This window comes from Frondihabitans sp. PhB161 (genome assembly GCF_003814635.1).
Classification (GTDB): Bacteria; Actinomycetota; Actinomycetes; order Actinomycetales; family Microbacteriaceae; genus Frondihabitans.
This window is the reverse complement of record NZ_RKQW01000001.1, coordinates 1,466,662-1,479,075: the sequence shown is the minus strand read 5'-3', so window position 1 is coordinate 1,479,075 and position 12,414 is coordinate 1,466,662. Positions and strand designations below refer to the sequence as shown.

The following is a 12,414-nucleotide window of genomic DNA, read 5'->3' as shown; positions in this document are numbered from 1 at the left end:
TCATTCGGGGGACGCGACCCGCCTCAGACTAGCGGGGACCGGATCGGGCCTCTACGCTCTTGTGAAGGTCGGATACCCGAATGTCCGCCCGAACCCGAAAGGCAATCGTGTCGTTTGCTGCCGCGCGCCCGCGCGCCGCCACGGATCGTGTCCCCTGGATCGATACCGGTCGCGGCATCGCGATCCTGCTCGTCACCCTGTATCACTCAACGAGCTGGCTCCTCGGTGCCGGTTTTCACGTGCAGTGGTGGATCACCATCGACGAGACGCTCGCATCGCTGCGCATGCCGCTGTTCTTCACGCTTTCTGGGCTATTCGCCCCCAAGTGGCTGCGCGCGTCGTGGTCCGACCTGCTTCGGTCGAAGGTGCTCCTGTTCGTCTGGGTGTTCCTCATCTGGGAGACCATCGGCGCCCTCTTCTTCCAGCTCGGTCTGGTGATGCAAGACAAGTGCTGCGGCGTTCGAGACACAGTCGTCGGCCTTGTGCTGTCGCCCATCATGCCGATCTACGAGCTCTGGTTCATCTGGGCTCTCGCGCTCTTCTTCATCCTCGCCAGGGCAACCAGACGAGTCGACGTGCGCCTGCAGATCGGCGTCGCCGCGATTGCGGCCTTTGTGGCCCTGATGGGGTGGAGCGGCATCAACGACGGCTGGGAGGGGGTCTTCAAGTACTACCTCTTCTTCGTCTCGGGCATCTACCTGCGCGCCGGGATCCTGCGATTCGGCAGCACCCCGAGGCGCGGTCTCCTCGTGGGCGCTCTCGCCGTCTGGGCGGTGATCTCGATCACTGTCGCCGCGTTCGGCCTGACGCATCTGCCGGGGGTCTACTTCGTCAACTCGCTGGCCGGCGTGCTCGGCGGGATCGCACTGAGCAGATTCCTGACTCCGGTCTCGTTCCTCGCTCGAATAGGTCGTCAGACCCTGCCGATCTACCTGGCGCACACGCCGATCATCCTGGCGATCGCGTTCGTGATCCACCAGACTCCCCTGCTCGGCCCGCTGCTGCCGCTCGCGCCGATCCTGCCGCCCGTGATCGCGGGGTTGGCCGTCGTCATCGCGCTTTTCGTGTACCGCCGGGTCGAGGGGACACCCGCTCGCTTCCTCTACGAACCTCCGCCCGCACTTTCCCGGAGCCGAACCGTCCATCGGACCCCCTCGCCAGTGAGCCCCGACACCGCCGAAGGGCCGCGTTGAGGGCAGACCCCACGGACTGGGGTGTCGTCCGGCCCGGCGTCGGGCTCGCTGGTGAGAGCTCCCACCCCGTAGGCTGAGCGGAACCGTCGCGGTCCGTGCTGATGCCCGCACTCGCCGCGGTCGCCGAAGGCCCGGAAGCCCGAATCTTCCGCCCACTGATGTCGGCCCACCCTGATCAGGAACGGAATCTGCGTCGATGGACCCGAACGACTACTGGAAAGCACTCCGCAAGAGCTGGATCGTCATCGTCGCGCTGACGATCGTCGGCGCCCTCGTCGGAATCGGCTACACGGCCACACTGGCCGACTCGTACCGGGCCCAGACGAGCCTCTTCGTGGCGTCGAGCACCAACTCGAACGGCAGCGACCTCTCACAGGGGTCTACATTCGCGCAGAACGTCGTGCAGTCGTACGCCGGGCTCGCCACGACGTCGGCCGTGCTCACCCCGGTCATCGCCGAGCTCGACCTCGACACGACACCGACCCGCCTCGCTCGGCAGATCACGGCGCAGACGCCGCTCAACACCGTCTTCGTCAACATCTCGGTCACCGACGGCTCGGCCCAACAAGCGACGAACATCGCCAACGCCGTCGCCCGCTCGCTCCGCACGGTCGCGACCGACCTCGCCCCCACCTCGTCGACAGGACGGTCGCCCATCGCGATCTCCATCGTCGCCCCCGCCCTCGTGCCGCAGAACCCCGCGAGCCCCAACCGCCACCTCATCCAGCTCACCGCGGCACTCATCGGTTTCGCGCTCGGCATCCTCTACTCGATCGGCCGCCTTCTCTTCGATACCCGACTCCGCACGGCCGGCGACATCGAATCGATCTCGGAAGTCCCGGTCGTCGGCGCCGTGCGCCGGGGTCCCCGCGGACGCGTCGCGCTTCGCGACGACCCGGAGGGCGCCCAGGCCGAAGACTTCCGCCGCATCGGCGCCACCCTGCGTTTCGCGGGCAACGGGCGCGCAGTCCGCTCGGTCACGCTGACCGCGGCGTCACACGGCGAGCAGGGCCCCGAAGTCGCCCTGGACCTCGCCATGGCGACGGCCGAACGATCTCTTCGAGTGCTCGTGATCGACGCCGACCTCCGGGCCCCGTCGCTCGATCACCTCACCGCCGAGGGCGCCGGATTCGGCCTCACCGACGTCCTCGAAGGGTCTGCCTCGTTGGCTGACGCCACCCGCCCGTGGGCGGACGGCGTCGACCTGCTGGTCGCAGGAAGCGGGCATTCCAACCCGCACTTCGCGCTCGGTTCGACGACCATGGCTCAAATCGTTCAGACGGCAACCACCACCTACGACTTCGTCATCGTGAAGGCCGCATCGGTGCTCGACTTCGCGGACGCCCTCACGATGTCTCACCTGACTGACGGCACTCTGGTCACGGTGCGGAGCCAGGCGACCAACCGCCGCCAGCTCCACGAGGGCCTCGCGGCTCTCGACGGCGTCAGGGCCGCTGTGATCGGCATCGTGCTCATCGACGCCCGATTCGACGGCCGTGGTAACTCGGCGCGATCCGGCGCTCGTTCGAAGGCACTCGACTCGGCATCAGGTGCAGTTCGCTGACCAGACCGGTGGCCGAGCGACAACGACCCTGCTACTCGGCCCGGCTGTACTCCTGGTAGCGGTAGCCCCAGGCCCCACCGAGCATGCCAGCCCCGCGAGCGAGGGTCCGGACGCCCCTCGCGCGTTGCGCGACGGAGCGGAGAAGGACTCCGCGAAGGATCCGCGCCACTCCACCGAGAACCCGGACGAGCCCGCGCGCCGTCAGCCGAGCTCGCACCCGACCTCGTGCCAGGGCCCCCGGCGCCAACATCACCGACGTCAGGCTCCACCCGTTTCCACTCGAGAAGGCGCGCAGTACCACCCAGCGCCGAGTGAGCCGCGACGGCGGTACGACGTCGGTGACCAGCGCCTCCGCGCACCAGAGCATGAGGCCGCCTCGCGCGACGATCTGTCGCGTGAAGAGCGTGTCTTCGCCGCCGTGGACCGCCAGCTCGGCATCGAACCGGAGACCTTCGCGCCGGATGAACGCGAGATTGAGGAGAAGGTTGTTCGTCGCCGCGACCTCGACCGCGGTCCCGGTCGGGAGGCGACGCCGAACGAAGAACTCGCCGGCTGTGATCCACGGATCGGGCTCGTGGGCGAAGGCCGACACCACCGGGCCGACGACGGCGGCGGCATGGCGCTCTCGCTGAAGCGCGAGGAGATCGGCGAGCCAGGTCGCCGACGGACGCTCGTCGTCGTCGATGAACACCAGCAGGTCGAACTCACTCGATTCGGCGAGAGCACGGTTGCGAGCGACGGCGATACCGGGCTCGGTCTCGGAGACGTAGTCGATGCGCACGCCCCGCTGATCGGCAACGGCCCCAGCCAGCGTGACGGCATCGCGAGCGGAAGCGGCCGGATCGTTGTCGACCACGAGCACGCGAGCCGTCGCCTGCCCCGATACCGAAGCGGCCTGCTCGACGAGAGCCGGCAGGATCGCGCCCAGGTCGTCCGGGCGCCGGAACGTCAGCACCGCGATCGTGAGCGTCGGAGTGGTCGTGCTCGAAGAGGGCGTGCTGGAAACGGTCGTCACACTGCCCATTATCGCGGTCTCGGCCGCACCAGCGGAGGAACGCCATGAGCTCGTTCGAGGATCTGTCCATCGTGGTCGTCAACTACGGTTCGAGCGACCTGCTTCGGGTCAACCTCGCTCCGCTCAGTCGCTCGGTCGACGGGGTGAGGGTCGTCGTGGTCGACAACTTCTCGACGTCCGCCGAACGCGACGTGATGACCGAACTCGCCGAGGAGGAGGGCTGGGACCTCCTGACACCCGCGAGCAACCACGGCTTCGGCGGAGGGATGAACCGGGGCGTGGCACGGGCGGCGGAGCTCGGCGCGCGCTTTCATCTGCTCGTCAACCCCGACGCGGTCGTCGACGAGCGCGCACTCGGGGCGCTGCACGCTGCGGTGCGGGACGACCCCGAGACGATGGCGGCTCCGCGGATCCTGCGCCCCGACGGGTCCCTGTGGTTCGGGGGCTCCGACCTCTACCTCGATGACGGCAGGATCCGGTCGTCCCGTCGACGCACCGACCCGCAGGCACGACTGCGCCCCTGGCTGAGCGGCGCCTGCCTCGTGGTCTCGGACGACCTCTGGCGGCGAGCCGGCGGCTTCGACGAGGACTACTTCCTCTATTGGGAAGACGTCGACCTGTCGCAGCGCGTCATCGACGCGGGCGGGCGCCTCGCCGTGCTCGACGACGTCACCGTCGTCCACGCGGAGGGAGGAACGCAGAAGGGCGGCGGCCACGTCGAGTCGGGCGAAGCCAAGAGCGCCACCTACTACTTCCACAACATCCGCAACCGGCTGCTCTACGCGACGAAGCACCTATCCGACGCCGACCTGCGGGCGTGGCGGGCGGTCTCGCGACGTGTCGCCTGGGATATCCTGCTCCAGGGCGGCAGGCGCCAGTTCCTCACCTCGCCGCAGACTCTCGTCGTCGGATGGCGGGCGCATCGCGCCGGGCTCCGGCTCGTCGACGCCGAACTAGCGCGTCGCGGCCTCTGACGTCTCGTCGACGGGAGCGGCGCGCTGCTCGGCTCGACGCCGGGCGAGGTCCTTCGAGACGTACCAGAGGTTCGGAATGATCTGCAGCAGCAGCACGGTGAGGGCCGAGCCGATGATGGGCCCGGCAGCGCCGAACGGCGCGATGAGCAGCCACGACACACCGAGGTTGAGCGGGATCATCGCAAGGCTCGGCACGACCTGGAATTTGAGGCCCGCCTTGTCGGTCATGTACATGCCGATCGGATACTTCGCGGCCTGCAGGGCGACGTAGGCGACGAACGACACCAGCAGGATCGGCGAGAGCTGGATTCTGCCGCCCGCGATGAAGTGAACGAGCCACGGCGAGAGAAGCGCCAGCGCTCCCCCGACGACGAGCCCACCTCCTAAGAACCAGAACGTCGGCTTCGTCGGCGACGCGATCCGGCCCGCAGCCCGGTGGCCCGCATAGATCGGCCACAGCGCGACGCCCGCCGCGGCGATGGTCTGGAGCACCAGGCCGAACAGCTGCGACGAGAGGTTGTACTCGGCGAGATCCTGCGACGTGCCGACGTGGCTCAGTAGGATGCGGTCGGTCTGGAACGCGATCGGCTGCGCGAGCGTCTGCACGAGCATGGGCCACGCGAGGCCGAGGACCGCGACGCCGCGATAGGCGCGGACGCGGAAGATCAGACGGAACGCCTGCCCGATCTGGGGCGACAGCGCTCGAGCGGCGATCCAGAGGCACAGGACCGAGAGGAGGGCGTTGCCGATGTAGGAGACGACCGATAGAAACGTGCCGGCCGGGATCATCAGCAGGGCGAGGGCGCCGATGACGAGCAGCATGAACGGGGCGACGATCGCCTGGCTCGCCACCTGCACGTTGGTCTTCTTCAACCCGACCAGGATCCGCTGACCGACCGTGAGCGGCACCGCGATCCCGAAGATCACGAGACAGAGGCCGGCCGTCAGATTGCCGCCGGGCATCAGGCCCGAGCCGAGCAGGGTCGGCCACCAGCCGAAGACGGTGATGACGGTCGCGACGACGATCATGATGCCGCCCGAGACCATCAGGATCCGGAGCGCGGTCACGATCGTCCGCCGGACCACGTCGTCCGTTCGAGGCGACCTCGAGCCGGCCACCTCGTTGATGACGACGGCCGCGATTCCCAGGTCGGCGAAGGGGAGCAACGTCGGGAAGCTCGACAGCAGCCCGTACTGGGCGTACGCCTCCGTGCCGAACGACTGCAGGATGACCCGGCTCGTAAGAATACCGAGCACGCCGGAGAGGCCCATCACGAAGATCTTGATCATCGCGGTGGAGCCGACCTGGCGCATTCCGCCGGAACGGACCGGGGTGTCGGTCTTGGTCACTGTTCGACGCCCGAACGACGGCCGGAACGGAGAACCGCCACCGCACGGCGGTACGCCGCGACGTGCCGCTCGCCTGCATCGCGCCAATCCCGCGCGGCGAGATCGGGGTGGGCGTCGGCCGGGCGCGGATCCTGAAGTGCCGTGACGATGTCGTCCGTCGACAGGTCGCCCTCGTAGCGGTGGACCCAGCCGGGGCCTACCTCGGCGGCGAGACGCTCGGTCACCGAATTCTGCGGCACGAGCACGGGGCGGTCCAGCGACAGGGCCGTCAGGACGCCCCCGGAGTTGTGCATCTCGCGATAGGGCAGGACGACGAGCTCGGAGCGGCGCACGCTCTCGACCAGATCGGCCTCGTTGAGGAACCGCAGATCGAGGCTGATGCGCGTGTCGTCGTCGGCGAGACCCCGCAGATGGTCGGCCAGCTCATCGGTGCTGGGCTTGCCGGCCACGTGAAGGCTGGCCGAACCGGGCACCGAGCGGAACACCTCGACGAGTCGCTCCACGCCCTTGTAGCGGCGGATGAGCCCGACGAAGCCGATGCGGCCGGGCAGGGCGTCCGGTTTGTCGAACCGCTCGAACCAGTCGCGGTAATGGCCGTGCGGGATGAGCTCGGATGCCTGCCCCGAGGGGGTCGGGGTCTCGTCGTTCAAGCGGATCCAGAGAGTCGTCCGCCGCTCGATCAACGCCAGCAGCGCGACCTCGCGGCGCGAGATGCCCGACGGGCGCTCGAGATTGTGCAGCGTGCGGACGATGGGCGTGCGCGTCACGGCGAGCTTGGCTACCAGCGCAACCGTGAGCACCTGTCGGACGAGCTTCTTCACCGGGCTCTGGCCCGAGACGAGAATCTCGGGCCAGTGCACGTGGAAGACGTCGCTGCGAGTCAGCAGGGCCGACTTCCAGGAGAAGGTGCGGAGGGTCACACCGGGCTGCGCCGAGACCGCGTCCCCGAGCATCACCAGGTACGGGTTCGTCGTCGGCCGAGGCCGGGGAAAGGACTGCTGCACGATGAACGCGCTGCCCTCCCCCCGGCCACGGCGACTGGAGACGGTCGAACTCACGGCTTGAAGCCGCTCAGCTGCTGGAAGCTCACCACCTGAGCACCGTTCGTGGCGCTCCCGGATTCGTAGGCGAGGACCCCGACGTCACCGGCGGTCTGCAGAGTCGCCGACGAGTCGGTGGCGCTGACCGTCCAGGCGGTCGGCTCCGCGGTGCCCGTGGCCCACACTTTGGCGCGGACCAGGGTCGGACTGGTTCCGGTGACCTGCACCCGCATGCTCAGCGAGCTCCCCGCCGAGACCGTCACCGGGACGAGCGTGTCCTTCGTGAGGGCGATTGCCGTGGCCGAGTTCGGGAAGGCGCTCAGGCCGACCGTCGCCGTGCCGTTGCTCAGCAGTCGCACTGCCGCCCGGTACTCGTTGTTCGTCGAGATCTTGCGCCCGATGGCCGAGATGTAGGTTCCGCCGCCGGTCGCCGCCTTGTCGAGACTGAACTGGAGTCGGTAGTCCGTGGCGGTCTGCTTGACGGAGGCGAGCTCGGCACCGGCCTGCGCACCGGGTCCGCTGAGCGACACCTTGCCGGCGCCACCCGAGACCGAGAGAGCCGAAGCCGACCCGATCCGGCTCCATGCGCCACCCACGTCGGCGGTGCCGAAGCCGTTGTTGACCGTGCGGCCGAAGGCATCGAGAGCGAACGGAACTGCCGCGGGAGCCGTCACGGTGACCGTGGCGGTCTTCGTGGTGGTGGCGCCCTTGTCGTCCGTCACGTTGAGCGAGACCGTGTAGGTACCGGCCGTCGAATAGGTGTGACTCGTCGTCTTCCCGGTATCCGTCGCGCCGTCACCGAAGTTCCAGGCGTACGAAGCGATGCTGCCGTCGGCGTCGGTCGACCCGCTGCCGTCGAGCGCGACCTTGAGGTCGGTCACCGTCGAGGTGAAGGCCGCGACCGGCGGCTGGTTGACTGCCGGGGCCGTGATCGTCACGTTCTGCGTCTGCACGGCAGTGGCTCCGGAGTCGTCCGTCACGGTCAGCTTGACCGCGTACGTGCCGGACGCCGTGTACGTGTGACTCGTATTCGGCGTCGTGGTGGTCGACGTCGCCGTGCCATCTCCAAAGCTCCAGCCGTACGAGACGACCGTGCCGTCGGGATCGCTCGACGTGGACCCATCGACGCTGAGACCGAGACCCGAGGCCGACGACGTGAACGAGGCTGTCGGCGCGACATTCGGCGCCTTGTCCACAGTCACAGTCTTCGTCGAGACGCCGGTGGCGCCCTGATTGTCGGTCACCGTCAGCGTCACCGTGTAGGTGCCGGCCGACTGGTAGGTGTGCGTCACCGTCTTGCCCGTGGCGGTCTTGGTGTCGCCGAAGTCCCAGGCGTAGGAGGCCACGGTGCCGTCGGAGTCACTCGACGTCGCGGCATCGGCCGAGAGGACGAGAGCGTTCGAGCTCGTGGAGAACGCAGCGGTCGGCGGCACGTTGGCGGGCGGAGCGACCGTGACGGTCTTGCTGGTCGTTCCGCTGGCGCCCTCGTTGTCTTTCACCGTCAGGGTGACGGTGTAGGTGCCCGCCGCGATGTACGTGTGGCTAGCAGTCGCGGTCGTCGCCGACGATCCGTCGCCGAAGTCCCAGGCGTACGACGAGATGCTGCCATCCGAGTCGGTGGAGGCGGCACCGCTCACGCTCACGCCGAGGTTCGTCGTGGTCGCCGTGAATGCGGCCGTCGGCGGGGCGTTGACGCGCGGAGCCGTGACGGTGACCGAGGAGGTCGACGTCGACGACAGGCCCTCGTTGTCGGTCACGGTCAGCTTGACCGAGTAGGTGCCCGCCTGGGTGTAGGCGTGGGTCACGGTCTTCCCCGTGCCTGTCTGCCCGTCACCGAAGTCCCAGGCAGAGGAGGCGACGGACCCGTCGAAGTCGGAGGACGCCGACGCGTCGAACGCTGCCGAGAGGTCGGTGGTCGTCGAGGTGAACGAGGCCGTGGGCGCGGCGTTGACCCGCGGCGCCGTCACCGTCACCTGACCGGTCGACGTTCCGACCGCTCCCTTGTCGTCGGTCACCGTGAGGGTGACCGTGTACGTGCCGGCCTTGTCGTAGGTGTGCGCAGGTGTCTTGCCGGTGCCCGAGGCGTTGTCGCCGAAGTCCCAGGCGTAGCCCGCCACGGTTCCGTCGGTGTCGGCCGAGGCCGAGGCGTCGAACGAGGCCGAGAGGTCTTTCACCGAGGAGGTGAACGACGACGTCGGCGCGACGTTGACGGTGCCGACACCCAGTGCGTAGTGGTCGCTCACCGTAGCGGCCGAGAGAGCCCGACTGTAGATGGACACCTCGTCGATGGATCCGGCGAAGTAGGCGCTCGAGGAGCCCCACGTGGTGTCGCCGCCGATCTTCCAGTACCCCGTGTAGGCCTGGGCGTTCGGGGTCGGGTTCGTGCCCTGGAGCACGCCGTCGACGTACAGCTTGAGGCCGTCCGACGACTGCGATGCGACGACCTGGTGCCAGGTGCCGTCGTTGTAGGAGCCCTGGGTCGTGATCGTGTTCGTCTGACCCGTGTAGGTGCCGAAGACGAGCTGACCGTTGTCCTGCATGTAGACGTGCCGATCGTACGAACCCGACTGTCCCGTCTGGCTGGAGCCGAAGCCGACGATCTTGCCGCCCGACGTCGTGGTCGTCTTGAACCACGATTCGATCGTGTACACCTCGGGGTCGTTGAACGACTGCGAGCTGTTGACCTGACCGCTCGAGCCGTCGAACGTCGCCGCCGTGTCGGAGACTCCCGAGAGAGCGCCCTCCGTACCCTGCGTCACGCCGCCTGCATAGCTGCCGGATGCACCCGAGAGGCTCGAGTCCTTTGCCGTGGAGGCGCCCGCGGCGTCACCGAGGCGGTAGTAGAGGTACGGGTCGTCGGTGAAGACCCGGCTGCCGTAGTTGTCGCTCGGAGCCGAATTGAGCTGCGAGGCGTAGCCGGCCGCGACGTACTGGTTGTTCGCCTGCGTCTGCGTCAGAGCCGTCGGGTAGACCGACACGTCGTCGATCGAGCCGTTGAGGAAGTTGGCACCGGACCACGACGAGTCGCCGCCGACTCTCCAGTAGCCGCTGTAGTCCTGGGCGTTCGTCACGTCGCTGCGGGTGCCGACGCGCTTGCCGTCGACGAAGAGTTGCATTCCCGAGCTACTGAGCGTGCCGACCAGCTGGTGCCACGCGCCGTCATTAAGGGCCGAGGGGCTCGTGAGGGTCTGCGTGTTGCCATTGTAGACGCCGAAGTTCACTTTGCCGGACTGGTCCATGTAGAGGTGGCGGTCGTACGACGACGACGTGCCGGTGGGCGAGTTGCCGAAGCCGACGATCTTGCCGCCGTCGGTCGACGTGGTCTTGACCCACGCCTCGACCGAGAACGTCTGGGGCCCTGCGACGGCCGTCCGGGTTGCGGCGAGACCGTTGCCCGTGCCATCGAAGGTCGACGCGGTGTCACCGTCGACGGTTGCTCCCGCTGCGCCGCGAGACACTCCGGATCCTGCCGTCATGTCGTTGTAGCCGGCGGCGTCGAAGACCGTGGTGCCGCTGGCCTCGTCGAAGCGCCAGAACGACGACGCACCCTGCGCGAGGACGGTGTTCGTGTAGGTCGAGGGCTGCTTTGACGAGACCGTCACGGAGACGCCGTCACCGAGAACGGTGTTGCCGTCCGGATCGGTGGCGCGGAGGCGGTAGCTGTACGTGGCCCCCGGGGTGAGCCCGGTGTCGGTGAAGCCCATCGCAGGCTTGTTCCAGACCGACGAGTCGGCCGTGACCTTGTAGATCGGAGTGGTCTGGTTGTTATCGCGGTAGAGCTCGTACGACAGCAACGAGTTGTCGGGGTCGGAGTTGGCGGGCCAACTCAGGCGAACTGAACCGGACGAGAGCGAGATGCCGCTCGGCACGAATGTCGCGCCGCTTGCCTGCGGGCCCATCTTCTTGGGGGCGGCCGACGGAACGGCGAAGCGGGCGAGGCCCTGCTGACGGACGCCGTTGACGGTCGTGAACTCGCCGCCGTAGACGACGTACTTCGAGTTGGCCGCGACGCTCCAGGGGCCCTGGGTCTTGCCGGTGAAGGTGCCCGTGTTGAACTCGGGGTACCAATTGAGCAGCGACGGGGCGGGGTTACCGGCCCAGTTGTAGTAGCCGTAGGGGTCAGCGGTCACCGTCTGCGTCGCGTCCTTGGAGAACGCGATGGCGCGGTGGAACGTCCAGTTCGACTGCGGGTCGGTCTGGGGGAAGCCGCCGATGTTGCCGCAGTAGTGCGGGTGGCCCGCGACGTACTCGGCATTGTCGGTCACGGCGACACTGTAGGTGTCGCCGTGGCAGTCCTCGACCCAGGCCAGGTTGCCCGTTGCCCAGTCGGCACGGAACGAGCCCTCGAGGGTGCCCGGGCCGAAGGTGTAGCCGGAGCCGTAGACGCCGGTCGCGTCGCTGGTCAGCGAGGTGATCGCCGCCTGCGTGCCCGCGTTCCTGACGACGTTGTTGGATGCCCAGGGCTGGAGCGCACCCGTCGCGTCGACTGCGCCGAGACCATAACCGGGGTTCGATGAGCCGTTGAGGGTGGTGAAGCTCCCGCCGACGACGAGTTTCTGGCCGTCCGGCGACACGGCGAGGGCGTTCACGTCGCCGCCATCGGCCGAAGCCGTGAACGGGATGTTCTTGCCCGCGGTGGTCACGGCCGCCACCTTGTTGTGGGTCTCCTTGTTGACGCTCGAGAAGACGCCGCCGATGTAGACGGACGAGCCGTTCACCGCGATGGCGTTGACGGTCGAGTTGATCGTCGGCGCAAAGCCCGGCAGAACTGCGCCGCTCGTGGGGTCGAGTGCGACGACCCGGTAGGCGTTCGCCCCATTGACGGTGGTGAACGCACCGCCGACGTAGAGGCGGGAGCCGTCCGGCGAGGCAGTCACCGCACGCACCTGGCCATTGAGCACGGGAGCGAAGGCCGAGTTGAGCACACCGGTGGTCAGGTTGTACGAGAGCAGATACGGGCGAGAGACCGTGTTCGCACCCGACGCGGACCCGGCCGGCTGCGCCGTCGTGAAGTTTCCGCCCGCGTAGACGGTGTTGCCGACGATGGTCTGCGACCACACGACGCCGTTGATCTGCGGCGTCGGCAGTGAATCCGCGGTCACGGTGGTCGGAGTCTTCGGATCCGCCGGATTCGTGGGCGCCGTGTCCGCGTGCGCGGGGGCTGCCAGGGCGAAACTGCTCAGGACGATGACGGCGGCGGCGGCGATGCTGGCAACGCGCAGGCGCGGCGACACGGATTGCTCCATGGAGGCCTCTAACACTTCGGGTAAGCCGTGGG

At 68.1% G+C, this 12,414-nt stretch carries 7 protein-coding genes; 3 read left to right on the top strand and 4 right to left on the bottom strand.

The genetic code is table 11. The features are described 5' to 3' along the window. Positions 1–80: 80 nt before the first annotated feature. On the top strand, positions 81–1,193 hold the full coding sequence (locus tag EDF39_RS07095; protein WP_123941685.1) for an acyltransferase family protein: 1,113 nt from the start codon (positions 81–83) through the stop codon (positions 1,191–1,193). A gap of 196 nt (positions 1,194–1,389) precedes the next feature. Then, the gene (locus EDF39_RS07090; protein ID WP_123941683.1) at positions 1,390–2,757 is read left to right on the top strand and encodes a polysaccharide biosynthesis tyrosine autokinase; all 1,368 of its coding nucleotides are present in this window, start codon (positions 1,390–1,392) and stop codon (positions 2,755–2,757) included. Between the two features lie 31 nt (positions 2,758–2,788). Here EDF39_RS07090 and EDF39_RS07085 read toward each other — a convergent pair whose 3' ends face one another. Beyond that, positions 2,789–3,781, bottom strand: coding sequence for a glycosyltransferase family 2 protein (locus EDF39_RS07085; protein ID WP_123941681.1), 993 nt, complete (start codon positions 3,779–3,781; stop codon positions 2,789–2,791). 35 nt (positions 3,782–3,816) lie between these two features. Between EDF39_RS07085 and EDF39_RS07080 the strand changes: the two genes are divergently transcribed. After that, entirely contained in the window at positions 3,817–4,746 is a 930-nt protein-coding gene (locus EDF39_RS07080; RefSeq protein ID WP_123941679.1) for a glycosyltransferase, read from the top strand. Here EDF39_RS07080 and EDF39_RS07075 read toward each other — a convergent pair. From EDF39_RS07075 to EDF39_RS07065, 3 genes are read right to left on the bottom strand one after another with little or no spacing between them, the layout of a single operon-like run. After that, positions 4,726–6,096 carry a lipopolysaccharide biosynthesis protein gene (locus EDF39_RS07075; protein WP_233572997.1) on the bottom strand — a complete coding sequence of 457 codons (1,371 nt, stop codon included), beginning with the start codon at positions 6,094–6,096 and terminating at the stop codon, positions 4,726–4,728. The genes EDF39_RS07080 and EDF39_RS07075 overlap by 21 nt on opposite strands. Next, on the bottom strand, positions 6,093–7,154 hold the full coding sequence (locus tag EDF39_RS07070) for a glycosyltransferase (protein ID WP_233572996.1): 1,062 nt from the start codon (positions 7,152–7,154) through the stop codon (positions 6,093–6,095). Before EDF39_RS07070 ends, EDF39_RS07075 begins: the two co-directional genes overlap by 4 nt. Next, positions 7,151–12,382: a PKD domain-containing protein gene (locus EDF39_RS07065; protein ID WP_123941677.1), complete on the bottom strand. Its 5,232-nt coding sequence runs from the start codon at positions 12,380–12,382 to the stop codon at positions 7,151–7,153. Before EDF39_RS07065 ends, EDF39_RS07070 begins: the two co-directional genes overlap by 4 nt. Between the last annotated feature and the right edge of the window lie 32 nt (positions 12,383–12,414).

Bases quoted from the DNA above. Each gene is read 5' to 3' on its own strand.
- EDF39_RS07095 (WP_123941685.1), top strand. From the start codon at position 81: ATGTCCGCCCGAACCCGAAAGGCAATCGTGTCGTTTGCTGCCGCGCGC.
- EDF39_RS07090 (WP_123941683.1), top strand. From the start codon at position 1,390: ATGGACCCGAACGACTACTGGAAAGCACTCCGCAAGAGCTGGATCGTC.
- EDF39_RS07085 (WP_123941681.1), bottom strand. From the start codon at position 3,781: ATGGGCAGTGTGACGACCGTTTCCAGCACGCCCTCTTCGAGCACGACC.
- EDF39_RS07080 (WP_123941679.1), top strand. From the start codon at position 3,817: ATGAGCTCGTTCGAGGATCTGTCCATCGTGGTCGTCAACTACGGTTCG.
- EDF39_RS07065 (WP_123941677.1), bottom strand. From the start codon at position 12,382: ATGGAGCAATCCGTGTCGCCGCGCCTGCGCGTTGCCAGCATCGCCGCC.